Raw genomic sequence first — 23,763 nt, forward strand, 5'->3', positions numbered from 1 at the left:
TCACTCCTGCGTGCCGTCGGGGTGGGTGTGGAAGGGGACGACGAGGTCGCGCCGCTCGTCCGTCGCGCGGACGGTGTAGCCGACGGTGATGTGCAGCAGGCCGCCGTGCCCGGGGACCGGGCTCGCGTCGACGTCCTCGACGACCACGCGTGGTTCCCAGCGCCGCAGCGCCTCCCGCACCTCGTGCGACACCCCGGCCACGGTGTCGAGCGTCATGGGCCGGAACACGTAGTCGCGCAGGCGCGAACCGAACTCGGGGCGCGCCACCCGTTCGCCGGGGTAGGTGGCGAGGATGAGCAGCATCGCCTGCTCGAGCTTGTCCGTCCCGCCCGCGGTCGCGAACCGCCCGCTCGGCCCGGTCCGCAACGGGAAGTGCCAGCCGGTCCCGACGTCGATGGCCATCACGCCCTCCTAGTTCAGCTTGATCTGCTTGCCGGTGATCGCGACCTCGCCGGTGGCGGCGATCCGCACGGTCTCGGCGGACAGGTCGAGCCTGGCGCCGCCGTCGACGGTCACCGAACCGCCCGCACCGGCCCGCACGTCGACCGAGCCGCCTGCGCCGCACTCGACGACGATCGCGCCCGCACCGCCCGCCGGGTCGCAGCGGAGGGTCACGGTCCCCGCCACCTGGTCGATCACCAGCGCCACGTCGCCCTTCGCGGTGCCGAGGACGATCTCGGCCGTCCTGGGGGCGTGGTCGTCGTGGAAGGTCAGCCGGTTGCCGGACGGGCTGACGAACCCGCGGCGCACCAGCGCGGAACCGGTCTTGCCGCCCCGGACGGCCGGGCCGCCGACCGAGTAGGAGCTGTCCGCGTTGACGAGGCCACCCAGTACGTAGGGCCTGCGCGGGTCCGCGCACTCGAACCCGACCAGCACCTCGTCGCCGACCTCGTGCCCGAACAGTGCGCCGCTCCGCGCGCCGGCCCCGAGCTGCGCGACCGGCGCCCAGTCGGTCTGGAAACCCGGTGCCAGCAACGGCACGTCGACCTTGACCCGCCCCTTGCCGAGCGGGTCGGCGATGTTGCTGACGATCCCGCACACGAGGCCGGGAACCCGGCCGCCGTCCCGGCCCCGCGCACCGGCGACCAGGCCGATGATCGAGCGGTCGTGGCGCCCGCTCACCTCGAACTGCGTGTAGTAGTCGGCGTCGTCGAACACGTGCCTGGCCCTGGTGAGCGTCCAGCGGCCGCAGAACACCGACGACACCCCGGACACGTCGACGACGGAACCCGCGCGGAGCCGGGGGTCGCCCGCCGCCTCGCCCTCCGCCTCGGCGTACGTGTCGCCCCAGTGCGCCGCCACCTGGTCCGCGGCGCGGGCCGCCGCGGTGTGGATCGCCGTGCCGTTCGCGACCGGCCGCCCGGTCACCACGTGCCCAGCCACCGGCTCCGGACCCCTCGGCGAGGACGCGGCCGGGGCGGGCCGGGGTGCGTCGAACGGCTGCGCCGCTGAGGCCGCGGTGGTGCCCGGCAGGTCGACCGAACGGGTCGCGGTCGGGGTCGTGGCGCTCACGACCCTGCCCGCCATCGGGTCCCACACCCGCACCTCCGCCGACGATGTCAGGTTCCCCGCGGTGACGCGTGGCAGGAACATGCGCAGCTCGCGGGGGAAGCGCAACGGGATCGGCGACGGTGGCGCGCCGCCCGCGTCGAGGAAGAACCGCCCGTCGCGGACGCCGAAGTCGAACCCCGCCTCGCCCGCGCGGGCGCGCAGGAACTCCCAGTCGGTCTGGTTCACCTGCGAGACCTGCTCGTGCCGCGTCGTCGTCGGGTCCACAGTGGACGGGCGGAGGCCCGCGCCGGTCGCGACGCGGCGCGCGATGTCGCTGTCCGTGGCGTTGGGGAACGTCGCGGACCGGCGGGCGCGCATGAGCCGGTGGTCGGCGGAGTACCCGCGCACGACCGTGTGGTTGGCCTCGGCGAACACCCCCTCGATCGCGGTGACCTCGCACACCAGCAGCGTGTGCGGTGCGGGGTCCTGCGCGCGGGTGGCGCTGACCGTGAGCACGGTGCCGAGCCGGATGCCCGCCTCGTCGAGGACGGTGCCGTCCCGGTCGTGGAAGGTGATCTCCAGCATGTCCGGCAGGTGCCGGTGGCTGTCCACGACGACACGCGCGATCCGGCGGGCGACGGCGTCGGGCAGCGGGGTGCCGGTCGCGCCGACGGACACGACCGGAGCGGGGATGCCCGCGGTGGTCATGCGCGCCGCCCGCCGATCTGCGGCCCGGGTTGGCGCGGCGGCTGTGGCCGGGGTGCGGGCGGCGCGGGCCGCAGCGGGTCGTCGACGTTCTTCGCGGCGGCCGCCGCGCGCCACTGCGGCGGCACCCCGTCGATCCTCGGCGACACGCCGTGGCACTCGAACCGCACCGTGGCCCGGCTGGGCGCGCCCGCCTGCGTGAACCGGCTGTAGGTGATGTTGACCTGGGTCAGCACGACCTCGCGGCTCAGCAGCGGGTTCCGCCCGTCGCCCATCCGCACCGTGACCTTCTTCGGGATCTTGACCTCGGTCGGCGCCGGGGTGGTCCAGGCACGCAGCGCCTCGGTGACCGCGCGGACCTTCGCCTCGCCCTCGACGACCAGGTTGTCGTAGGAGAGCGTCCACTTGTCGTTGTTGCTGATCTGGAGGTCGTAGTCGTCCTCGTTCTGGCGGTTGCCCGTGGTGACCGCGACCATCTTGGTCACGGTCACCTTCTCCGGGCTGTACTGGAACGGGAGCGACGTCCCGTCCGGACCCGACAGCACGAGCTGCCCCTCGCCCGCGACCGACGGCGAGCCGCCCGCGGTGTCGCTGTCGAGGAAGCCGCCGTGGGCGAGGACGAGTGTCTCGATCGCGACCGTGCCACCCGCGGTGGCGAGCTTGGGCGCCGACCACGACACCGGGACGACGTCACGCAGGTTCCACGACGCCACCGGCGGCTCGCCGAGGCGGTGGAACAGCTCGATCCGCACGGTCGTGCCGGGGTGGAACCGGCCGCCGCCGCCCGAGGCCGGTGGCGGCGCGCCGCCCTCGGCGGAGTTGACCCAGGTGGCGGCCACGCGGCGGAGCCAGTCCTGGACCTTCCGCGAGTCGACGGAGGTCATGGCGCGCTCGAGGGTGATGTTCCCGTAGCTCATCGCGCCGGGCAGGACGGTCTCGCGGTCGTAGCGGCCGCCGACCTTCACCGTCTCGGAGCCGAACTTGACGTCGAGGCCGCCGCAGCTCGACCACAGGCCCAGGTCTCCGCCGGGCATGCCGACGCTGACGCTGAACCACATGGTCATGCCGTACTCCGGCACGAACACCCCGCTCGACGGCTTCGGCACCGACGAGGTCAGCGCGGCGGGCGCCGCGAACGCGGCCCGCACCGGACCCGGGCCGATCACGGGAGCCTCGCCTCGCTGTCGAGGAACCCCGCGTGCGCGAGCGACAGCTCCTCGATGGCGGTCTTCGCGGAGGACGAGTCGAACCCCGAGATGGACCACGAGATCGGGAAGAACTGCTTGAGCTCCCAGGTGATGACCGGCATGCCGAGGAAGTCGAGCATGTGGATCGCACCGGACAGCGGTTGCCTGCCCGCGGCGGTCTTGGTGAGCCACGCCTTGACGGTGGCCGAGTCCGCGCACGCGGCACGCGCCAGCTTGATCGGCGAGTACCGCACCGCGCCGCCGAACACCTCGGTGTCCGACCGCTCGCCGGGCCGGTACGTCACCTCCTCCCACCTGACGTCCAGACCGCTGACCTGCGACCAGGTGCCGAAGTCGTAGTCGCTGTCGTCGACGCACGCGATGAAGCGGTGGGTCATCGCCACCTGGTCGGGCACGAGGTCGAGGAGCGAGGTCACTTTCCGGTGCATGCCGGCCTCCTACATCGGGTCCGCGAGCAGCCCGGACCGCTCGCGGTCGACGAGCAGTTCGGTCCGCAGCCGGGTGCGGACGTGCCGGTACAACCGGCCCGCGAGGTCGTCGAGTGTGTTGGTGTCGCCCAGGTCCGGGCAGGAGTGCGGAGTGGCCGGCGGCGGACGCTCGTCGTCCTGCTCTTCCGGGTCGTCGCGTTCCGGTTCGGGCTCCCGGGGTTTCCGGTAGCCGGTGAGCCCCCGTCGCCTGCTCTCGCCGAGGGTCGCGGCCCGCGGGGGAGGTGGCGGGGCCGCCGGTTGCTCGGCGCTGGGTTCCGGCGACGTGGTCGCGAGACCGAGGGCCGCGTCGAGCGGCAGGTTCGAGTACTGCGCCACCAGCCGGTCGAACTGGGTGAGGTGGCGGACGGGGGTGGCAGGTGCGACCGGCTCGCCGACGAAGCGCTCGTCCGCCACCGTCATCGGGGGTCTGGACGCGGGTGTCGCCACGACCACCGGTCGCGCGGGCTCGTCCGGCGCGCGGAACCGGAGTTCCACGAGCGGGCGGGGTGCGCGGTCCTCCGGGGTCTGGGGTGGGGAGAAGAGCAGGGCCGGTCCTGTGGACGCGGTCGGCAGGGGAGTGGTCGCACGCACGGGGCCGACCGGGGCTCCGGCAGGTGGCGGTGTGACCGGCGAGTGCTCGGGCTGGGAAACCCATGGCGGGGCCGCCGGGATGATCGCGGGGTCGCTCGGTGGTGTCGTGGCGGTGCCCCGGCTCTCCGGTGGTGCCGGGAGCGCCGATGTCGTGGTCGTCGCCGGGGCGGGCGGGGGAACCGGGATCGTTGCCGGTGGTGCCAGGGCGGTTGCGATGGTCGGGTGGGCCGGGATGGGTGCCGGTGGCGTGAGGGCCGTTGGTGTCGTGGTTGCTGCCAGGCTGGTGGGGGCCGGGCGTGTTGTTGAGGTTGGTGTCGGGCCGGTCGCCGGGTAGGCCGGGATGAGTGCCGGTTCTGCCGGGGTCGCCGGTGTTGTGGTTGGTGTCGGGGTGTTTGCGGGGTTGGCCGCGAGGGGTGCCGGGCCTGCCGGGGGCGTTGGTGGCGTGGGTGCTGCCGGGGTCGCGGGATTGATCGGGTTGGCCGGGAGGGTTGCTGGGCCTGCCGGGGGCGTTGGTGGTGTGGTTGCTGTCAGGGTCGCGGGGTTGGCCGGGAGGGTTGCTGGGCCTGTCGGGGATGTTGGTGGTGTGGTTGCTGTCAGGGTCGCGGGGTTGGCCGGGAGGGTTGCTGGGCCTGTCGGGGATGTTGGTGTTGTGGTTGGTGTCGGGGTGTTTGCTGGGTTGGCTGGGATGGGTGCCGGGCTTGTCGGGGGCGTTGGTGGTGTGGGTGCTGTCGGGGTCGCGGGATTGATCGGGTTGGCTGGGATGGGTGCCGGGCCTGTCGGGGATGTCGGTGTTGTGGTTGCTGTCGGGGCGTTTGCTGGGTTGGCCGCGACGGTTGCCGGGCCTGCCGTGGGCGTCGGTGGTGTGGGTGCTGTCGGCGTCGCGGGGTTGGCCGGGATCGTCGGCGGTGGTGTCGGGGCCGTTGCTGTCGGGAAGGTCGCGGGAGCGGTCGGGTAGGCGGGGATGGTTGCCGGGCCTGTCGGTGGTGTGGGTGCCGTCGGGGCGATCGCGGGGCTGGGCGGGTCAACCGGGTTCGTCGCCGGTGGCGTCGGGGACCCCGGGGTTGTGGTTGCTGCCGGGGCGTTCGCGGGGCCGGCCGGGACGGTTGCCGGGCCTGGCGGGGATGTCGGTGGTGTGGGTGCCGCCAGGGCGGTCGCGGGATTCGTCAGGTAGGGCAGCGTTGTCGCCGGGGAAGCGGGGACCGTTGCCTCGCCTGTGAGTGGCGTCGGGGATGTCCACGGCAGGGCGACCGCCGGGACGGTCACCGCGGGTTCGTCGGCCACGTCGATCACCCGTGCCAGGCCGCCCACCCGCCCGGCCGGGGAGACGAGCGGGGGCCACCGCCGGGGGGCCGGCAGCGGGTCGCGGGTCGTCACCACGCTCGGTGGGTTCAGCAGCGCCATGGCGCCGGCGCTCGTCGCGGTGCGCAACGCGGGCAGCCGCGCCCACGCGCGTCGTTGCCGTGGCGCGGGGGCGGCCGGCCTGCGGCGGCGGAATCGGGGCCAGCGCATGGTGGGCTCCTCAGGTGGCGGGGGACAGCCGGGCGTTGATCGCGCCGATCCGGCTGATCACCTCGGTGCGGGTGCGGTGGTCGAGGTCGGCGATCTCGGCCAGCGGCCAGTGCAGGTGGTAGGCGACGTACACGACCTCGTCCCAGAGGCGGGTGGTCGTGTACGTCAGGATTCCCCCGGGCGGTCACCTGCCAGGCTCACCGTGAACTCCTGCGCGCACGACGGGCACCGGACCTCCGCCTCGGTGTGGCCGTCGGCGTTGACGCGGCGGTACAGGTCCTGCAGGAACGCCAGGTCGGACGCGAACAGGCTCTCGATCACCAGTGTGTCCACCTGGGACAGGGCGCCCAGCCGGGTGATGGTCCTGGCCAGCAGCAGCACGGTCAGGTACGCCGGGTTCTGGCGCACCCGCTGGTCGGTGTGGGTGGAGAGCTCGTCCCGCGCGGTCGCCAGGCGCAGCACGCCGTCGCGGTGGACGGTGCCCTGCTCGTCGACGAAGCCGCGGGGGAGGGTGAACGGGTACTCGGTGCGCAGCGCCGGGGTCAGTGCCGTGCTCATCGGTGTCCTTCCTGTGCCGTCAGATCATCCCGGTCTGGGGGACCTCGATCTCCTCGCACGTGATCTTGCATTCGATCATCGCGACGCCCGCGTCACCGGCTTTCAGCGACGTGATCTGCAGTTCCGAGCACCAGCCGCCGTGGATGTTGTAGGTGATCTCGCTCGCGCCGTTGCCGGACGCGTCCATCACGACCAGCGTCCCCGACGTGCGTGCCGCCGGGTCCCCGTGCCGGGACAGCGCGTGCCACGCCATGAGCTTCGCGTTGCCGTCCGCGTCCAGCGCCCGCTTCAGGGTGATCGTCGGTGGTTCGGTCTTGCCGTACTGTTTCGTGTGGACGGTCTCGCCGCGGTCGTTGTTGTAGATGTACTCCTGTGTGGACACCTTGGTGGTGATGCCGCCGAGCTCGGAGAAGGCGATCCTGCCGATGTGCGAGAACTCGATGAAGAAGCGTGCGGCGGAGATCACCTGGGACTGTGTCTTTGCGTCGCCCATGCGAGCACTCCTTGTCAGATAACGGAACTAGAGCATGACGATGTCGTCGCACTCGAGCGTGACCTTCATCATCACCACGTTGGCCCCGCCCGCCTGCGCCGGATCGATCTCCAGCCGCGCGCACCACGCGTTCTCGAGCGTGCACGCCGCCACCGGCAGCCCGCTCGCGGCGAGGATGGTGAACGAGGCGGGCACCTTCGCCGCCGGGTTGTTGGTGCGTGCCAGCGTGTGCCACGCGAACAGCTGGGCGAACCCGATCGAGTCGAGCGCGCGTTTCAAGGTGATCGACGGCGGGTTCGGCCTGCCGAACTGCTTGGTGCGGACGTTGCCGAGCCTGCCGTTGTAGGAGTACTCGCTCGACTCCACCGCCGAGTTGAACCCGGCCAGCTCGGTGAACCCGAGCCCCTGCGACCAGCCGAGCACGGTCACCACGAACCGCGCCGCGCTGACCGGCTCGACCAGCGGCAGGCTCTCCGTCGTCAGGTCGGGCGCGGCGAGGTCGGGTGCGGAAAGGTCGGGGATCACGTCACTCCTCCAGCGCCGCGCCCTCGGAGAGCTGCGAGAGCCGGAACACCACGAACTCGGCGGGCTTGACCGGCGCGATCCCGATGTCGACGGTCAGGATGCCCGCGTCGCGGTTCTCCTCCGGGTTGTTCTCCTCGTCGCACTTCACGTAGAACGCCTGCTCCGGGGTGCTGCCGAACAACGCGCCGCTGCGCCAGACCCGGCGCAGGAACATCGTGATGGTGCGTCGCACCGAACCCCACAGGAACCGGTCGTTCGGTTCGAACACCACCCAGTTCGTGCCGTTGAGGATGGACTTCTCCACGTAGTTGAAGAGGCGGCGCACGTTCAGGTACCGCCACTCGGGATCGCTCGACAGGGTGCGCGCGCCCCAGACCCTGATGCCCTGCCCCGGGAACGAGCGCAGGCAGTTCACCCCGATCGGGTTCAGCTGGTCGTGCTCGCCCCTCGTCAGCCCGGCGGTCAGCTCGACGACGCCGCGGACGACCTCGTTCGCGGGCGCCTTGTGGACGCCGCGCGTGTCGTCGTTGCGTGCCCAGATCCCGGCGACGTGACCACTCGGCGGGACCTGCACCCGCTTGCCCGTCAAGGGATCCAGGACGGTGAGCCACGGCCAGTACAGGGTCGCGTACTTCGAGTCGTAGCCCGCGACCTCCGTCCGCCAGTGCTTGAGCCGCTGCGGCGACAGGCCCGGCGGCGGGTCGAGGATCGCCACCCGGTCGGCCATCAGCTCGCAGTGCGCGATCATCGCCTGCTGCACCGCACGCAGCCCGTCGTCGTCGATGAGGCCGTCCCGGTGCGCGCTCATGAGGTCCGGCACGCACAGCATGGTCACGTCGTCGATCGCCTCGAGGCCCGCGAAACCCGTCCGCTCGTCGGCGTCGCCGACGTACTCCGCGGCGTCGACCACCGGCCGGTCCGGTCCGCGGGCGAGCGTGACCCGCGACCCGATGGCAGGTGTCGCGAGTGGACCGCCCTTCGTCTCCTCCACGGCCACCAGCGCGGACTCGCGGAGCGCGGTCACCACGTTCCCGGCGCCGCGGCGGACCACGACGTTGTCGTACACCTCCTCGACACCGTCCTTGCGCACCACGAGCTTGAAGACGCCGTCCCCGGGTTCGGACGGCTCGTGCACCTCCACGGACACCTCGCCACCGCCGGCGTCCGGGTGCCGCGCGCGCAGGGCGAGTGGCCGTCCGGGGCCCGCGGCGTCGAGCTGCGCCGCCGCGATGGCCGTGCCGCTCTCGGACGTCTCGTCGCGCGCCCCGATCCGGACGACGTAGGCGGAGCCGCCGCCGTTCTGGAAGAACCCGTACACGGCGTGGGCGAGGTAGCCGCCCTGGACGAAGCCGCCGAAGGTCTGCGTGAACTGGGTCCAGTTGGTGACCAGGACCGGCACGTGCGCGGGCCCGCGTTCCGCGAAGCCGACGAACGCGGCGATGGCCGTGCCGACCCCCTCGATGGGCTTCGTGCCCGACGACACCTCCTCGGTGTAGACGCCGGGCGACAGGTAGTTGGGCATCGGCCCTCCCGTGGTGCGCGAACTGACGCCGTCGACTGTCCGGTCCGCAACCGCGTCGTGCCAGACGCCTCGGTGCGAAGCCAATGCGCACGCGCGTGTGCCCGATCGCTTGGCCACGAGTCCCCCGCGGATCGCGCCCGGCCGGTGATCATGGCGGGGTGCTCCGCGACATCGACAACGCGCTCATCGCGCTGCTCGGCACGGGCGTCCCCGGCGTCGCCGTCCTGCTCGGCCCGGGCGGCGACGAGCCGGGGCTGCGCGTGCTGCTGCACGACGTGCGCGAGGACCAGGGTGCGCTGGCCGCGATGTGGCAGGACGACCACGACGCGACGGGGCGCGTGGTGTCCCGCCGCCACCCGGTGCGCCGCTTCCGGTTGCGCTACCTGGTGTTCGCCGACGCGGGCGACCCCGCCACCGCCCACGACTGGCTGGGCCGCGCGCTCGTCGTGCTCGCCGCGCACCCGGTCGTGCCCGCCGGCCTGCTCACCGGCATGGCCGCGGACGCGGCGCTGCCCGTGCCGCTCCAGGTCGCGCCCCCTGGCCTGCCGGAGCTCACCCGCGCGGTGCTGGCCGCGGTCGGCACCCGGCCCGCGCTCGACGTGGTGGTCACCGCGCCATGCGTGCGATCCGACATGACCGGCCTGCCGCCCGCACCGGACACGGTGGACCTCGGGGTCGTGGCCGGGGCGCCGCGCACAGCGCAGCGCGGCCGCCAGGCGGGCCCGCCCGGCAGGCGGATCCGGGAGGGCCGCGATGGGTGAGGCGGCGGCGAAGCAGGGCGACCGGGTGATCGGCACCGACGTGCACGTCGTCCTCGTGCCGTCCTCGGGCGGTCCGGTGCCGACGCCGATGTCCCTGCCGTTCACCGCCACGATCACCGAACGGTGCAGCCCCGACGTGTCGATCGAGGGGAAGGCGGCCGCCGTCGCCGGGTCCGGCACGGCCAACCAGCCACCGCACGTGGCGCCGACCGGCCGCTTCGCGCGGGAGCCGGCGAACCGGGGCAGGGTCCTGCTCGGCAGCGCGACCGTGTTCGTGAACGGCAAGCCCGCCGCCCGCGCCGGTGACCGCGTGCTCACCTGCAACGACCCCGCGGACGCCCCGTCCGGTGTCGTCCAGGCGACCAGCACCGTCCTCATCGGACGGTAACGGCGGGGTGCCGTCGAACCGCTGGGCTACGGCCCCGTGCTCGCCTCGAGCACCGTCGTCGGCGGTGCGGTCGCGCCGGGAGTTGCGGGGCCGGTGCCGAGCACGGCCGTGGCGACGAGGACCGCGCCCGCGATCATCGACTTCACGGCGGACAGCCACGGGCCCGTCGCGGACGCGGCGCAGTTCGCCAGGAACGCGGGCGCGGTGAGGATGAGCGGCGCGAGGATCGCGGGCAGTTCCTGGTTCAGGTGCCGCAGGCTTGCCTCGAGGTCGCGGCACTCCCCGCAGCCGTGCAGGTGGGTGGTGATCCGCCGGGTGCGGTGCTCGGTGCCGCCGTGCCGGATCCAGTTCGCCAGCTGGCCCGCGATGGTGCGGCACGTCCCGCGGTCGGTGGCCGGGATGTGCTCGGACAGGTACGCCTGCCGCAGCCCCTCCCTGGCGCGGTAGGCGAGCGCGGCCACGCCGTTCGGTGTCATCCGCAGCGCCTCCGCGATCTCGCCGGGCGACTCGTTCTCGACCTCGGTGCGCCACAGGACCGCCTGCCAGCGTTCCGGCAGGCTGGCGAACGCGCGTGCGGCGGTCGACGCGTGCATGCGGGTGCAGACCGCGTCCTCGGGGCCCGGGGTGGGGGCGACGTCGGGCACGTCGGGGACCGGCCACATGTCGCGGCTGCGCCGCCGCCAGCTGATCAGCGTGTTGCGGATGGTCGTCAGCAGGTACGGCCGGAAGTCCTCGCCCGGCCCGCCGCCCGCGCGGAGGATCCGCAGCACGCGCGTGAACGCCTCGGCCACCAGGTCGTCCCGCTCCGCCCCGGTGATGCCGAGGGACGCGGCGAGCCGCCGTGCCGCGTGGAAGTGGCGCGCGTACAGCAGTCCGTACGCGGCCATGTCCCCGTCACGGACCGCCGTGGCGAGTGCCTCGTCGCTCGGCGTCCCGGCGACGCTACCGGCCGCGTTCTCCGCCATCCCACCTCCTGATGACCGTGCATGTGCACGTGCAGACGTCGATGTCCGGCATAACGGAGGCGACGGGATGAGGTTGCGGCTTCAACCAACAAATCGATGTTGTCACCTGTTTGGAGCAGTGAACCGGGGCGCGGCGTCCCGTACTGTCCACTGAGGACGAAAGACGGTAGATCGTCCCAGAGAACGGGCGGCCTACTGTGTATGCGGGCGTCCGAATGGAGGTGTTTCGGGCGATCTGAGCGTCCCTACTTTTGGTGTACCCGGGTCGAGGGCCCCGGCACACCAAAGGAGAACCCACTGTGCGGACACGATCCCTGCTCGTGACCCTGGTGGCGACGGCCGCCACCGCGATAGCCGGTCTCAGCCTGCCTGGCACGGCCAGTGCCACGACGGCTGACGACGTCACCCCGTTCATCGTCGGCGGCGGCAACGCCACCGAGACCTACTCGTTCATGGCTTCCCTGCAGAGCAGTTCCGGCAGCCACTCGTGCGGCGGGTCGCTGATCAAGGCCAACTGGGTGGTCACCGCCGCGCACTGCGGCACGCCCTACCAGGTCCGGGTTGGCACCACGAACCGGACGAGCGGTGGCAGCGTCGCGCGGGTGTCGAGACGCGTCGCCCACCCGACCGCCGACCTTGCGCTGCTGCAGCTGTCGACGTCGGTCAGCCAGGCGCCGGTCGCCGTCGCGACCACGTCCGGCCCGGTCGGCACCCAGACCCGGATCATGGGCTGGGGTCAGACCTGTCCGACGCGGGGCTGCGGTTCGGCGCCGATCACCCTGCAGGAGCTGAACACGTCGATCGTCAACGACAGCGAGTGCGCGGGCGGCGGCATCCGGGGTGCCAGTGAGATCTGCACGGACAACCCGGACAACAGCCGCGGCGCCTGCTACGGCGACTCGGGTGGCCCGCAGGTCAAGCGGGTCAACGGGGTGTGGCAGCTGATCGGCGCCACCAGCCGCTCCGGCGGCAGCGCCACGTGCGCCCGCGAACCGTCGATCTACGTCGACGTGCCGTACTTCCGGAGCTGGATCGCCCAGTACACCGGCGCGTTGTGACCACCGCCGGCGCGTGGCGCCGCCCGCGCCACGCGCCGGTGCTCACCGGTCGGCCTTGAGGGTCTTCATGGCGAAGCGGGACTGGAGCTTGCCGAGACCGGGCAGCGTGGCCAGCCGCTGGGTCATGAACCGCTCGTACGCGGCGACGTCCGCCACGGCGACCAGCGCGATGTAGTCGGGCGCGCCGAACATGCGGCGCGCCTCGACGACCTCGTCGAGCGCGACGAGCGCGGTCTCGAACTCCTCGAACGTGCGCTGGGTCTGGTTCGCCAGCTCGAGTTCGACGTGCACCTGGAAACCGCGGCCGAGCGCGGCGGGGTCGACGCGCGCGTGGTAGCCGACGATCACCCCGTCCTCCTCCAGCCGCCGCACGCGGCGCAGGCACGGCGACGGGGTCAGGCCGACGCGGTCGGCCAGTTCGGTGTTGGTCTGACGGCAGTCACGGCGCAGCTGGTCGATTATCGCGCGGTCGATGCGATCCACGCGCGGATTATGCGCACGCGTTCCCGATGCGGCAATGACGCGCAATCGCGTGCCGCCCCGGCTTCCCTAACCTTGCCCGCATGGACGCAGCCACCGAGTTCTGGACGACGGCGCGCAGCAGGCTGATCCGCTACGCCGCCAACGACTTCGTGCCCGCGGTGATCGAACGCGCCGCCGGGGCGGAGGTGTTCGACAGCGACGGCCGCGCGATCCTCGACTTCACGTCGGGGCAGATGAGCGCGTTGCTCGGCCACTCGCACCCCGAGATCGTCGAGACCGTCCGCCGGTCGGTCGCCACGCTGGACCACCTGTTCAGCTGGATGCTCAGCCGCCCGGTGGTCGACCTGGCCGCGGCGCTGGTGGGGACGCTGCCCGCGCCGTTGAGCAAGGTGCTGCTGCTCAGCACCGGCGGCGAGGCCAACGAGGCGGCCATCCGGATGGCCAAGCTGTACACCGGCGGGCACGAGGTCGTCGCGTTCGACCAGTCCTACCACGGCGTCACGCACGCGTCCGGCGCGGCGACGTTCGCCATCCCGCGCGCCGGGTACGGGCCGGTGGCGCCCGGCAACATCGTCGTCCCGACGCCGAACGCCTACCGGCCGCTGTTCACCCGCGACGGGCGCCACGACTGGCAGGCCGAGCTCGACCACGCGTTCACCCTGGTCGACCGGCAGTCGGTGGGCAGCCTGGCCGCGTTCATCGCCGAGCCCATCCTCAGCACCGGCGGCGTCATCGAGCCCCCACCCGGCTACTTCGCCGCCCTCAAGCGGAAGTGCGCGGAGCGCGGCATGCTGCTCATCCTCGACGAGGCCCAGACCGGGCTGTGCCGCACGGGGGACTGGTACGCCTTCCAGCGCGACGGCGTCCGCCCCGACATCCTCACCCTGTCCAAGACCCTGGGCGCGGGCATGCCGCTGTCGGCGGTGATCACCACCGACGAGATCGAGGAGGCCTGCCACGAGCGCGGGTTCTACTTCGGCACCACCCACGTCAACGACCCGCTGGCGGCGGCCGTGGGGCTCACCGTGGTGACGGTCCTCGCCCGCGACGGCTACGACGAGGTCGCCCGCCGCCTGGGCAAGCGGCTCCGCGACGGCCTGCTCGACCTCCGGTCCCGCCACGACGTCATCGGTGACGTCCGCGGCCGCGGCCTGCTGCAGGGCATCGAGCTCGTCACCGACCGGACCAGCAAGACCCCGGCGGGCGAGTTCGGGTCGAAGGTCATCGAGCGGTGCCTCGAGCTGGGGCTGCACCTCAACATCGTCCAGTTCCCGGGGAGCAGCAGCATCTTCCGCATGGCCCCGCCGCTGACCATCACCGACGCCGAGCTGGACCGCGGCCTGGACATCCTCGACCAGGCGCTGACCGCCACCGCCCGCGAAGTCTGACTTCCGGAGCCCTGCAGACGTCGTTCTTGCCCGATTTCGGGCAAGAATTGGCTATTCGAACCCTCGTGTGTGCATGATGTCCGGCGTGCGGGATGCGGACCTCATCGAACGCGTGGCGGCGTCCACCGGCTTGGCGCCGAACGTCGCCGCCCGGGTGGTCGAGGACGTCCTGGCCTACTACCGGCTGCCCGCCGAGCAGTACGTCCGCCGCAGGCACGCGGAGCTGCAGGCCGAGGGGAAGAAGAACCCCGAGATCTTCCCCCTGATCGCGGCCGAGCTGCGGGGGCGGCTCGTCGCGGCGCCGGTCCTCTCCGAGCGCCAGCTGCGGCGCATCGTCTACGGGTGAAGCGAGGTCAACTCAGCATGTGCGGAATCGTCGGCTACATCGGCGGCCAGAACGCGGTCCCCGTGATCGTCGAGGGGCTGACCCGGCTCGAGTACCGCGGCTACGACTCGGCGGGGCTGGCCGTCGTCGGCGCCAAGGGGAGCGCGCAGGTCCACCGGGTCGTCGGCCGGGTGCGCAACCTCGCCGCCGCCCTGCCGAAGCGGATGACCGGCAAGGCGGGCATCGGCCACACGCGCTGGGCGACGCACGGGCCCGCGACCGAGGACAACGCGCACCCGCACACGTCCGAGGACGGCCGGATCTGCGTGGTGCACAACGGCATCATCGACAACGCCGACGCCCTGCGCGCGCACCTCGCCGACGCGGGCGTCACCCTGACCTCCGAGACCGACACCGAGGTGCTCGCCCACCTGATCAGCCGGTCGAGCGCGGAAACGCTCGAGGACGCGGTGGTCGACGCGCTGTCCCGTGTCACCGGCACCTACGCGATCGCGGTCCTCGACACCGCGCGGCCCGACCGGCTCGTGGTGGCCCGCAACGGGTCGCCGCTGATCATCGGCGTCGGCGACCGCGAGATGTTCGTCGCGAGCGACCTGGCCGCGCTGGTCCGGCACACGTCGCGGGTGGCGCACCTGGAGGACGGCGAGTTCGCGACGGTGTCCGCGACCGGGTACCGGACCTTCACCGTCGAGGAGAGCGACACCACCAAGCCGGCGACCGAGATCGACATCGACGCCGACGACCTCCAGCTCGGCGGCTACCCGCACTACATGTACAAGGAGATCCAGGAGCAGCCCGACTGCGTGGCGCGGGTGATCCGGGGCAGGCTGGACGACCGGTTCGGCGTGCCCCGCCTGGACGGGCTCAACCTGTCGCCGCGCGAGCTGCGCGGGTTCACCCGCGTGAAGATCCTCGGCTGCGGGTCCGCCTACTACGCGGGCCAGATCGGCGCGACGATGATCGAGGAGCTGGCCCGGATCCCCGCGGACGCCGAGGCCGCGTCCGAGTTCCGGTACCGCAACCCGATCATCGAGGCGGACACGCTGTACATCGCGGTCAGCCAGTCCGGCGAGACGATGGACACCGCGTTCGCGGTCGAGGAGATCCGGCGCAAGGGCGGCCGCGTGGTCGGCCTGGTGAACGTCGTCGGGTCGACCATCGCCCGCGCCTGCGACGGCGGGGTGTACCTGCACGCGGGCCCGGAGATCGCGGTCGCGTCGACCAAGGCGCTCACCAACATGGCCGTCGGGTTCGCGTTGATCGCGCTGGCGCTCGGCCGGGTCCGCGACCTGTCCAACGCGGACGGTCAGCGCGTCATCGCCGCCATCCGCGCGCTGCCCGGCCAGGTCAGGGCGATCCTGGACCAGGAGGCGGCGATCGCGGAACACGCGAAGACCGCGGCGGCCGCGAACAGCCTGTTCTTCGTCGGCCGGGTCCGCGGCTACCCGGTGGCCAGGGAGGGCGCGCAGAAGTTCAAGGAGATCTCCTACCGGCACGCCGAGGCGTACCAGACCTCCGAGCTGAAGCACGGCCCGCTGGCGCTGATCGACGAGTCGGTGCCCACGGTCGCGATCGTGCCGTCCGACGAGCTGACCGAGCGCAACCTCGCCGCCGTGCAGCAGATCAAGGCCCGCGGCGGCCCGGTCCTGGCGGTCACCCACGACGACGTCGACTTCGGCGAGCTCGACGTGCCGCGCATCGTGGTGCCGAAGACGGAGCCGGAGCTCGACCCGATCCTCCTCACCATCCCCCTGCAACTGCTGGCCTACCACGCGGCGCTCACCCTCGGCTACGACATCGACAAGCCGCGCAACCTGGCGAAGTCGGTCACCGTCGAGTGAGGACGCCGGGCGGGCTCGTGCCGGTGCCCCACGGCAGCGAGCACGACCACGCCGTGTCCGTCGAACCGGGGGTGTGGGTCCGCCACCGCCTCGGTCAGGCACCCCACGGGCGGGGGAACGTCTCGCCGTCCAGCCGGTCGCCGGGGGCGAGGCCGAGCGGGTCGGTGACGACGTGCGCGGTGCCGTCGTAGGTCGTCGCCGCGTCCATGTAGATGACGACGTGGGCGAGGCGCGCCAGGCCGGTCCGGTTGGGCAGCGCCATGTGGCCGGTGTATCCACTGTGGAACGTGCAGTCGCCTGCCCGCAGCGGCACGGTGACGCGCGGCACCCAGCGCAGCGCCGGATCAGCCGCGAACAGGTCCTCCTCGTCGTGGAGGTCCTGTGGGCGCAGGCCGGTGCGGTGCTGGGTGCCGGGCAGGAACGTCATGCAACCCCGCTCCGGCGGGACGTCGACCAGCGCGACCCACGCCGACAACGGCAGCCGGTCACCCGCGTGCGGCCAGTACGGGCGGTCCTGGTGGAACTCCGTCGCGCGGTCGTTGTGCGGCTCCTTGACCAGCAGCTGGTCGTGCCACAGCCGCAGCGGGAACCCGGCGAGCTGTTCGGCGACGCGGCCGAGCCGCGCGTCCAGGGTGAGCGCGCGGAGCGTCTCGTCCCGCTGCCAGACGTTGACCAGCTGGCTGAACGTGCCCCGCTTCTCCAGGCTCTCCGCGCGGTGCGCCGCCAGGAACGCCGCCGCGCCGGCCCGGAACCGCGCGACCTGCCCGGGGTCGAGCACGCCGCGCACCCGGACGAAACCGTGCTCGCGGTACGCGCCGACCAGCTCGTCCGGCACGCGGCCGTCGACGCCGACATCGCTCGGGCCGGTCTTCTCGGTCGTGAACATCCTGTCCTCCCACGGGTCCGGGTACCACCTCAGTGTCGGCGCGAGGCGCGGCGGTGCCTAGTCGGATCCCTGCCGGTGCTCGTACGATCCCGACATGACACCGACCCTGCACGAGCACGCGCTGTTCGCGGACGGGCCGATCTGGGGCGGCGTCCACCACCTGGACACGGACGTCGATGCGCACGCGCACGACTTCCTCGAGATCGCCGTGATCGGGTCCGGCCGCGGCAGGCACGTCACCAGCCGGGGCGAGCACGACGTGCGGTGCGGGCAGGTCGTGGTGCTGCGTCCCGGCGCGTGGCACGGGTTCACCGGCTGCGCGGACCTGACGGTCGCCAACTGCTGCCTGTCCGCGCAGGCGCTGCGGACCGAACTGGCCGCACTGCACGACTTCCCGGCGCTGCGCAGGACACTGTGGACCGATCCGATGGCGGCGGGCACGCGCGGTGTCGCCGTGGTCACCGTCGACGAGGCCGCCGCGCAGGAGGCCATCGCGGAGATCGGCAGGCTCGAACGGGACCTCGCGGCGCCCCGGCCCGGCCGCCTGCTGGGCAGGCTGGTCACCGTGCTGGGCGTCCTCGCCGACGGCAGGGGCGGCGTGCCCGCCGAGCCCGCGCCCCACCCCGCCGTCGCGGCGACGGTCGCGCGGCTCGAGGCGGCGCTCGACCGGCCGTGGCGGCTGGCCGACCTCGCGAGCGCGGTCAACCTGGACCCCGCCTACCTGGGTCGCCTGTTCGTGCAGCACGTCGGGGTGACGCCCATGGGGTTCCTGGCGCGGGTGCGCGCCGAGCGCGCCGCTACCCTGCTGACGCACTCCGACCTGCCCGCCGCCCAGGTCGGCGCCGCCGTCGGCTGGCCGGACCCGACGTACTTCGCCCGCCGCTTCCGGGCGCTGGTCGGCCTCACCCCGAGTGACTACCGGCGACACAGCCGGGCGACACGCGCGACTATAAGTTGATTTGTTCCAGATAGGCGATAGGGTCGTGCTGTGACGTCCGACTTCGAGTCGCAGCTCCGGGCGGTCTCGTTGCGTGTGACCAGACCCCGGATGGCGGTGCTCGCCGCGCTGCGCGACAACCCGCACATCGACACGCAGACGGTGATCGAACTGGTGCGCACCGACCTCCCCGCGGTGTCACACCAGGCGATCTACGACGTGCTGCAGGCACTCACCGACGCCGGGCTCGTGCGGCGCATCCAGCCCGCGGGCGCGACCGCCCGCTACGAGTCCCGTGTCGGGGACAACCACCACCACGTAGTGTGCCGTTCCTGCGGTGCCATCGCGGACGTCGAGTGCGCGGTCGGCCACGCTCCCTGCCTCACCGCCGCCGACGACCACGGCTTCGTGGTCGACGAGGCGGAGGTCGTCTACTGGGGCACCTGCCCCGACTGCGCGGCCACGCGCACCCCCTCATGAAACGCCACATCGGAAGGAAGTAGATGAGCTCCACCCAGGACAACGTCCCCTCCAGCGCGCAGGGTGTGGACGAGAAGGCCGCGGCCGGGTGCCCCGTCGCGCACGACTCGGTGACGGCGCACGGCAGCGAGAGCGAGAACCCGGCGATCGACTCGCCGAGCGCGAAGACGGGCCGCCGCCCGCGCACCAACCGGGACTGGTGGCCCAACCAGCTCGACCTGTCGGTGCTGCACGCTCACTCGTCCAAAGGCAACCCGCTGGGGGAGAACTTCAGCTACGCCAAGGAGTTCGCCAAGCTCGACGTCGAGGCCCTCAAGAAGGACATCGTCGAGGTGCTCACCACCTCGCAGGACTGGTGGCCTGCCGACTTCGGGCACTACGGCGGGCTCATGATCCGCATGAGCTGGCACGCGGCGGGCACCTACCGCATCCACGACGGCCGCGGCGGCGCGGGCGACGGTGGCCAGCGGTTCGCCCCGCTCAACAGCTGGCCCGACAACGCCAACCTCGACAAGGCACGCAGGCTGCTGTGGCCGGTCAAGCAGAAGTACGGCCAGAAGATCTCGTGGGCCGACCTGCTCGTGCTCGCGGGCAACGTCGCGCTGGAGTCGATGGGCTTCAAGACCTTCGGCTTCGGTTTCGGCCGCGAGGACGTCTGGGAGCCCGAGGAGATCTTCTGGGGCCCGGAGGACGCGTGGCTCGGCGACGAGCGCTACGCCACCGACACGGAGATGGTGCCCGAGCTCGGCGCGACCGAGATGGGCCTCATCTACGTCAACCCGGAGGGCCCGCGCGGCAACGCGAACCCGCAGGAGGCGGCCCACTTCATCCGCGAGACGTTCGCGCGGATGGCGATGAACGACGAGGAGACCGTCGCCCTCATCGCCGGTGGCCACACCTTCGGCAAGACCCACGGCGCGGGTGTCGCCGACGACCACGTCGGCCCGGAGCCCGAGGGCGCCCCGCTGGAGGCGCAGGGCCTCGGCTGGCTGTCCACCCACGGCAGCGGCAAGGGCGCGGACACGATCACCAGCGGGCTCGAGGTGACGTGGACCGACAAGCCGACGCAGTGGAGCAACCGCTTCTTCGAGATCCTCTTCGGCTACGAGTGGGAGCTCACCACCAGCCCCGGCGGTGCCAAGCAGTGGGTCGCCAAGGACGCCGAGGAGATCATCCCCGACGCCCACGACCCGTCGAAGAAACACAAGCCGACGATGCTCACGACCGACCTGTCGCTGCGCGTCGACCCGGCGTACGAGAAGATCTCGCGCCGGTTCCTGGAGCACCCGGACGAGTTCGCGCTGGCGTTCGCCAAGGCCTGGTACAAGCTGCTGCACCGCGACATGGGCCCGGTCAGCCGCTTCCTCGGGCCGTGGGTCCCCGAGCCGCAGCTGTGGCAGGACCCGGTGCCCGCCGTCGAGGGCGACCTCGTGGGTGACGCCGACATCGCCGCGCTGAAGGCGAAGGTCCTCGACTCCGGCCTGACGACCGCCCAGCTGGTCACGACCGCGTGGGCGTCGGCGGCGAGCTTCCGGGCCACCGACAAGCGCGGCGGCGCCAACGGCGCCCGCATCCGCCTGGAGCCGCAGCGGAGCTGGGAGGTCAACCAGCCCGAGCAGCTCGCGACGGTCCTGTCGAAGCTCGAGGACATCCAGCGGGAGTTCAACGAGGCGGGCGGCGCCCGGATCTCCCTCGCCGACCTGATCGTGCTGGCCGGCTCGGCCGCGGTCGAGAAGGCGGCGCGGGACGCGGGTGTCGAGGTGACCGTGCCGTTCCACCCCGGCCGCACGGACGCGAGCCAGGAGCAGACCGACGTCGACTCGTTCAAGGTGCTCGAGCCGCGTGCCGACGGGTTCCGCAACTACCTGCGGGCGGGCGAGAAGCTCCAGCCGGAGGTCCTGCTCGTCGACCGCGCGTACATGCTGAACCTGACCGCGCCGGAGATGACCGTCCTCGTCGGCGGTCTGCGTGCCCTCGGCGCCAACACCGGCGGCTCGCGGCACGGCGTGCTCACCGACCGGCCGGGCGTGCTGACGAACGACTTCTTCACCAACCTGCTCTCGCCGGGCACGCGGTGGAAGGCGTCGGAGGCCGAGGAGAACGTGTACGAGATCCGCGACGTGACGACCGACGAGGTGAAGTGGACCGCCACCGCGGTCGACCTCATCTTCGGGTCGAACTCGCAGCTGCGTGCCCTCGCCGAGGTGTACGCCAGCCAGGACGCCCGCGAGAAGTTCGTCACGGACTTCGTCGCGGCGTGGACGAAGGTCATGGAGCTCGACCGCTTCGACCTGTCCTGACCTGCGGTGATGCCCGGGCCCGGCCGGTCTTCGCGACCGGCCGGGCCCGCTCGGCGTGCCATCGTGTCCCTGTTCCGGGCGCCGGGCGCATACGATGGGCCGGGACAGGCGAGGGGCCGCGCCGCGGCGGGCGCCCGCATGAGCAGGAAAGCGATGGAGCCCGTGTCGTGACGGCGGATGCCGGACCCTTCGTCCACCCAGCGTTCTTCTACCGCTCGGACGACGAGTACCTGGCCGTTCTGGTGCCGTTCGTCACCGACGGGCTCGCCGCGGGGCAGCCGGTCGCCGTGGCCGTCCCCGAGCAGCGCCTCGCCGTGCTGCGGTCGGGTCTCGGCGCGGACGCCGACGCGATCACCATGATCAACATGCAGGAGGCGGGCCGCAACCCCGGCCGGATCATCGCCGGGGTGCTCCGCCGCTTCGCCGACGCCCACCCCGACCGGCACGTCCGCATCGTCGGCGAGCCGATCTGGGCGGAGCGCACCCCGGTCGAGTACCCGGCCTGCGTCCAGCACGAGGCGCTGATCAACCCGGCCTTCGCGGGCCGGGACGTCACGATCATCTGCCCGTACGACACGAGCAGGCTCCCCGGCCACGTGGTGGCCGACGCGTACGCCACCCACCCCGAGGTCTGGCTGGCCGACGACCGCCGCGCCAGCGCCGAGTACGACTGGGACGGCGTCGTCGCCCGCTACAACGAGCCGCTCAACGGCCGGGTGGACGGGATGCTGTCCCTCGACGTGGCCGCGCTCGGCGAGCTGCCCGCCGCCCGCCAGTGGGTCACCGACCGCGCCGCCGTGCTGGGCCTCGCGCCGCACCGGCTCCCCGACCTCGAGCTGATCGCCAACGAGCTGGTCGTCAACGGCATCGTGCACGGTGGCGGCTCCGCGCACGTGCGGCTGTGGGCCGACGACGAGCACCTCGTCTGCGAGGTCACCGACCCCGGGCAGTGGACCGACCCGCTCGCCGGGCGGCGGCCACCGGTCGAGGGGCAGCTGTCCGGCCGCGGTCTGCTGCTCGTGCACGGCCTGTCCGACCTGGTCCGCACCCACACCGCGCCCGGGCGCACCACGATCCGGGCCTACCTCCGGTTCGACCGCGCCTGAACGGCGCGGGTCACTCGTCCGCGAGGGCCGCCGCGAGCGTGCCGTAGGTCGACAGGAACATGAGGAGCCCGGTCCGCCGCAGTGACTGCGCGACGGGGGAGTCGCCGACGACGATCCGCAGCTCGTGGTGGGAAGCCTGGTCCTGGTGGTGTTCGACGAGCACCGCGAGGCCGGCGGACGTCATGAAGGAGACGCTGGTCATGTCGAGCACGAGGGGCCGGGTCGCGGACGCTTCCTGACCTGCCTTGCCCAGTTCGACCGCCAGGCGGGGAGCGGTGAGGTGGTCGACCTCGCCGACCGCGTGGACCACGACCGCCCGGTCGGTGACCTCGCTCGTCAGGCTCAGGAGATCGTCCGCTGCCGTGTGGTCCACGGGTAGACCCTGCCATGGATTGCCTGGTCGGTCCATGCGCCGACCCTCGTGGAATCGGCTCCCACATCGTGGAAGCGGCTGTGCCGGTGCGCGGGAGGTGCCACGATCCGGACATGACCGCGGAGACGTTCCTCGCGCAGGCCCGTGCCGAGATCGAGCGGGTCGACGCGCTCAAGGCCTACCGGCTGCAACGCGAGGGCGCGTTGCTGGTGGACATCCGGCCGTACTACAACCGGCTCGCGGAGGGCGAGGTCCTCGGCGCCCTGCCGATCGAGCGGGTCGTGCTGGAGTGGCGGCTCGATCCGGACGGCCCGCACCGCATCCCGGAGATCTCGGCGGAGCGCACGGTGATCGTGTTCTGCAACGAGGGCTACGCGTCCAGCCTCGCGGCCCGCGACCTGCGCCGCGTCGGCCTCCCGCACGCCACCGACATGATCGGCGGGTTCAAGGCGTGGGAGGAGGCGGGGCTGCCCGTGACCGACGGCGGGTCGCCCGGCATCACCTAGTGTCCCGGGCCCGCACCGCGAGCAGCGGCGCGATCCGGTGGGTGGCCTTGTCCAGCAGCGCGGCCAGCTCGGGCAGCCGGTCGTCGGTGATGCGGACGGTCGGGCCCTGGACCGCGACGGCCGCGAGCGCGTCGCCGCCGGGCGCGAGCACGGGCGCCGCGATGGCGCGGACGCCCGGGTTGCGTTCCTCGTCGTTGAGCGCCCAGCCGCGTTCGCGGACCAGTTCGAGCTCGGCACGCAGCTGGTCCCGGTCGGTGATCGTGCGGTGGGTCGCCCGGACGAGGTCACCGAGCCGGTCGATCTGGTCGTCGATGTCGCCGCTGTTGGCCAGCAGGCACTTGCCCATCGCCGAGACGTGCATGGGCACCCGGCTGCCCGGCGCCTGCGCGAACCGCAGCGGCTGGCTGGACACCACGTCGAGCACCACCCGCACCTCGTTGCCCGCGCGGATGCCGAGGTTGATCGACTCGCCGGTGGCCGCGGCGAGCTCCTCCAGCACCGGCAGCGCCTGCTGGTACCCGAGCCGCCGCTCGGCCTTCCTGCCGAGCACCACGAGCGCCGGCCCCAGCTGGTAGCGCTCGGTGCGCGTGTCCTGGACCAGCAGCCCGGCCTCGGCGAGCGTCCTGGCGAGCCGGTGGGCGGTGCTCACGGTGAGCCCGGTCCGCTGGGCGAGTTCCGTGACGCCCACGCCGTCGTCGTCGGCCTCGACACACCGCAGGACCGACAGCGCGCGCTCGACGGCCTGCGCGCCGGATCGTGGCTGGTTGGCTGGCGCATCGGACACGTCGGCATCCTCGCACACCGCCGGGCCACCGGCCGCGCACCGGCTTCCCGCCCGGCCTCGTGCCTGGCGCCAGGCCGAGCGGGAGATGCCGG

At 72.5% G+C, this 23,763-nt stretch carries 26 protein-coding genes; 11 read left to right on the forward strand and 15 right to left on the reverse strand.

Annotation, left to right across the window (positions count from 1 at the left end; translation table 11 throughout):
• The 10 genes from ACYQ77_RS25870 to ACYQ77_RS25915 all read right to left on the reverse strand — a co-directional run bounded on the left by ACYQ77_RS25870 (window position 1) and on the right by ACYQ77_RS25915 (window position 9,069).
• Window positions 1–402 carry a GPW/gp25 family protein gene (locus ACYQ77_RS25870; RefSeq protein ID WP_459715683.1) on the reverse strand — a complete coding sequence of 134 codons (402 nt, stop codon included), beginning with the start codon at window positions 400–402 and terminating at the stop codon, window positions 1–3.
• A 9-nt stretch (window positions 403–411) separates the two neighbouring features.
• The gene (locus ACYQ77_RS25875; RefSeq protein ID WP_459715684.1) at window positions 412–2,199 is read right to left on the reverse strand and encodes a VgrG-related protein; all 1,788 of its coding nucleotides are present in this window, start codon (window positions 2,197–2,199) and stop codon (window positions 412–414) included.
• The gene (locus tag ACYQ77_RS25880) at window positions 2,196–3,362 is read right to left on the reverse strand and encodes a phage tail protein (protein ID WP_459715686.1); all 1,167 of its coding nucleotides are present in this window, start codon (window positions 3,360–3,362) and stop codon (window positions 2,196–2,198) included. Before ACYQ77_RS25880 ends, ACYQ77_RS25875 begins: the two co-directional genes overlap by 4 nt.
• Window positions 3,359–3,832, reverse strand: coding sequence for a phage tail protein (locus ACYQ77_RS25885; protein ID WP_459715687.1), 474 nt, complete (start codon window positions 3,830–3,832; stop codon window positions 3,359–3,361). The genes ACYQ77_RS25880 and ACYQ77_RS25885 overlap by 4 nt, the downstream gene beginning before the upstream one ends.
• A 9-nt stretch (window positions 3,833–3,841) precedes the next feature.
• On the reverse strand, window positions 3,842–4,462 hold the full coding sequence (locus ACYQ77_RS25890; protein WP_459715690.1) for a hypothetical protein: 621 nt from the start codon (window positions 4,460–4,462) through the stop codon (window positions 3,842–3,844).
• Window positions 4,463–5,981: 1,519 nt separating this feature from the next.
• Window positions 5,982–6,143: a DUF6760 family protein gene (locus ACYQ77_RS25895; protein WP_459715814.1), complete on the reverse strand. Its 162-nt coding sequence runs from the start codon at window positions 6,141–6,143 to the stop codon at window positions 5,982–5,984.
• A complete protein-coding gene (locus tag ACYQ77_RS25900; protein WP_459715692.1) occupies window positions 6,137–6,529 on the reverse strand; it encodes a phage tail assembly protein in 393 nt (130 codons plus the stop codon). The genes ACYQ77_RS25895 and ACYQ77_RS25900 overlap by 7 nt, the downstream gene beginning before the upstream one ends.
• Window positions 6,530–6,548: 19 nt before the next feature.
• The gene (locus ACYQ77_RS25905) at window positions 6,549–7,022 is read right to left on the reverse strand and encodes a phage tail protein (protein ID WP_459715694.1); all 474 of its coding nucleotides are present in this window, start codon (window positions 7,020–7,022) and stop codon (window positions 6,549–6,551) included.
• 27 nt (window positions 7,023–7,049) lie between these two features.
• Window positions 7,050–7,547 carry a phage tail protein gene (locus ACYQ77_RS25910; protein WP_459715697.1) on the reverse strand — a complete coding sequence of 166 codons (498 nt, stop codon included), beginning with the start codon at window positions 7,545–7,547 and terminating at the stop codon, window positions 7,050–7,052.
• Between the two features lies 1 nt (window position 7,548).
• Window positions 7,549–9,069: a phage tail sheath family protein gene (locus ACYQ77_RS25915; RefSeq protein ID WP_459715699.1), complete on the reverse strand. Its 1,521-nt coding sequence runs from the start codon at window positions 9,067–9,069 to the stop codon at window positions 7,549–7,551.
• Between the two features lie 158 nt (window positions 9,070–9,227).
• On the opposite strand from ACYQ77_RS25915, the gene ACYQ77_RS25920 reads away from it, so the two are divergent.
• Together ACYQ77_RS25920 and ACYQ77_RS25925 are read left to right on the forward strand one after the other, a co-directional pair.
• On the forward strand, window positions 9,228–9,830 hold the full coding sequence (locus ACYQ77_RS25920) for a Pvc16 family protein (RefSeq protein WP_459715701.1): 603 nt from the start codon (window positions 9,228–9,230) through the stop codon (window positions 9,828–9,830).
• Window positions 9,823–10,218, forward strand: coding sequence for a PAAR domain-containing protein (locus ACYQ77_RS25925; RefSeq protein WP_459715704.1), 396 nt, complete (start codon window positions 9,823–9,825; stop codon window positions 10,216–10,218). Before ACYQ77_RS25920 ends, ACYQ77_RS25925 begins: the two co-directional genes overlap by 8 nt.
• 26 nt (window positions 10,219–10,244) lie before the next feature.
• Here the strand turns inward: ACYQ77_RS25925 and ACYQ77_RS25930 are convergent, their stop codons facing one another.
• Window positions 10,245–11,183 (reverse strand): RNA polymerase sigma factor, encoded by a 939-nt coding sequence (locus ACYQ77_RS25930; RefSeq protein WP_459715706.1) that lies wholly within the window; start codon window positions 11,181–11,183, stop codon window positions 10,245–10,247.
• 299 nt (window positions 11,184–11,482) lie between these two features.
• On the opposite strand from ACYQ77_RS25930, the gene ACYQ77_RS25935 reads away from it, so the two are divergent.
• On the forward strand, window positions 11,483–12,241 hold the full coding sequence (locus tag ACYQ77_RS25935) for a S1 family peptidase (protein ID WP_459715709.1): 759 nt from the start codon (window positions 11,483–11,485) through the stop codon (window positions 12,239–12,241).
• 42 nt (window positions 12,242–12,283) lie between these two features.
• Here ACYQ77_RS25935 and ACYQ77_RS25940 read toward each other — a convergent pair whose 3' ends face one another.
• The gene (locus ACYQ77_RS25940; RefSeq protein WP_459715712.1) at window positions 12,284–12,724 is read right to left on the reverse strand and encodes an Lrp/AsnC family transcriptional regulator; all 441 of its coding nucleotides are present in this window, start codon (window positions 12,722–12,724) and stop codon (window positions 12,284–12,286) included.
• 80 nt (window positions 12,725–12,804) lie between these two features.
• Between ACYQ77_RS25940 and ACYQ77_RS25945 the strand changes: the two genes are divergently transcribed.
• From ACYQ77_RS25945 to glmS, 3 genes are all read left to right on the forward strand, one after another.
• Window positions 12,805–14,112, forward strand: coding sequence for an aspartate aminotransferase family protein (locus ACYQ77_RS25945; protein ID WP_459715714.1), 1,308 nt, complete (start codon window positions 12,805–12,807; stop codon window positions 14,110–14,112).
• A 73-nt stretch (window positions 14,113–14,185) separates the two neighbouring features.
• Window positions 14,186–14,458 carry a hypothetical protein gene (locus ACYQ77_RS25950; RefSeq protein WP_459715715.1) on the forward strand — a complete coding sequence of 91 codons (273 nt, stop codon included), beginning with the start codon at window positions 14,186–14,188 and terminating at the stop codon, window positions 14,456–14,458.
• A 17-nt stretch (window positions 14,459–14,475) separates the two neighbouring features.
• Window positions 14,476–16,299: a glutamine--fructose-6-phosphate transaminase (isomerizing) gene (gene glmS, locus ACYQ77_RS25955; protein WP_459715716.1), complete on the forward strand. Its 1,824-nt coding sequence runs from the start codon at window positions 14,476–14,478 to the stop codon at window positions 16,297–16,299.
• Window positions 16,300–16,393: 94 nt separating this feature from the next.
• Here the strand turns inward: glmS and ACYQ77_RS25960 are convergent, their stop codons facing one another.
• Window positions 16,394–17,185, reverse strand: a complete 792-nt coding sequence (locus tag ACYQ77_RS25960; protein ID WP_459715718.1) for a phytanoyl-CoA dioxygenase family protein — start codon at window positions 17,183–17,185, stop codon at window positions 16,394–16,396.
• Between the two features lie 94 nt (window positions 17,186–17,279).
• On the opposite strand from ACYQ77_RS25960, the gene ACYQ77_RS25965 reads away from it, so the two are divergent.
• From ACYQ77_RS25965 to ACYQ77_RS25980, 4 genes are all read left to right on the forward strand, one after another.
• Window positions 17,280–18,143: a helix-turn-helix transcriptional regulator gene (locus ACYQ77_RS25965; protein ID WP_459715720.1), complete on the forward strand. Its 864-nt coding sequence runs from the start codon at window positions 17,280–17,282 to the stop codon at window positions 18,141–18,143.
• Between the two features lie 30 nt (window positions 18,144–18,173).
• Window positions 18,174–18,602: a Fur family transcriptional regulator gene (locus ACYQ77_RS25970; RefSeq protein WP_459715722.1), complete on the forward strand. Its 429-nt coding sequence runs from the start codon at window positions 18,174–18,176 to the stop codon at window positions 18,600–18,602.
• 23 nt (window positions 18,603–18,625) lie between these two features.
• A complete protein-coding gene (gene katG / locus ACYQ77_RS25975; RefSeq protein ID WP_459715724.1) occupies window positions 18,626–20,902 on the forward strand; it encodes a catalase/peroxidase HPI in 2,277 nt (758 codons plus the stop codon).
• Between the two features lie 167 nt (window positions 20,903–21,069).
• The gene (locus tag ACYQ77_RS25980) at window positions 21,070–22,008 is read left to right on the forward strand and encodes an anti-sigma factor RsbA family regulatory protein (protein WP_459715726.1); all 939 of its coding nucleotides are present in this window, start codon (window positions 21,070–21,072) and stop codon (window positions 22,006–22,008) included.
• A 10-nt stretch (window positions 22,009–22,018) separates the two neighbouring features.
• On the opposite strand, the gene ACYQ77_RS25985 is transcribed toward ACYQ77_RS25980, so the two are convergent.
• Window positions 22,019–22,381 carry an STAS domain-containing protein gene (locus ACYQ77_RS25985; RefSeq protein WP_459715727.1) on the reverse strand — a complete coding sequence of 121 codons (363 nt, stop codon included), beginning with the start codon at window positions 22,379–22,381 and terminating at the stop codon, window positions 22,019–22,021.
• A 113-nt stretch (window positions 22,382–22,494) separates the two neighbouring features.
• Here ACYQ77_RS25985 and ACYQ77_RS25990 point away from each other — a divergent pair, with 113 nt between their 5' ends.
• Complete coding sequence (locus ACYQ77_RS25990) at window positions 22,495–22,887, forward strand: rhodanese-like domain-containing protein (RefSeq protein ID WP_459715729.1); 393 nt, start codon at window positions 22,495–22,497, stop codon at window positions 22,885–22,887.
• Here ACYQ77_RS25990 and ACYQ77_RS25995 read toward each other — a convergent pair.
• Window positions 22,880–23,671: an IclR family transcriptional regulator gene (locus ACYQ77_RS25995; RefSeq protein ID WP_459715731.1), complete on the reverse strand. Its 792-nt coding sequence runs from the start codon at window positions 23,669–23,671 to the stop codon at window positions 22,880–22,882. The two genes, ACYQ77_RS25990 and ACYQ77_RS25995, sit on opposite strands and share 8 nt — an antisense overlap.
• Window positions 23,672–23,763 lie beyond the last annotated feature (92 nt).

This window comes from Actinophytocola sp. KF-1 (assembly GCF_054661535.1).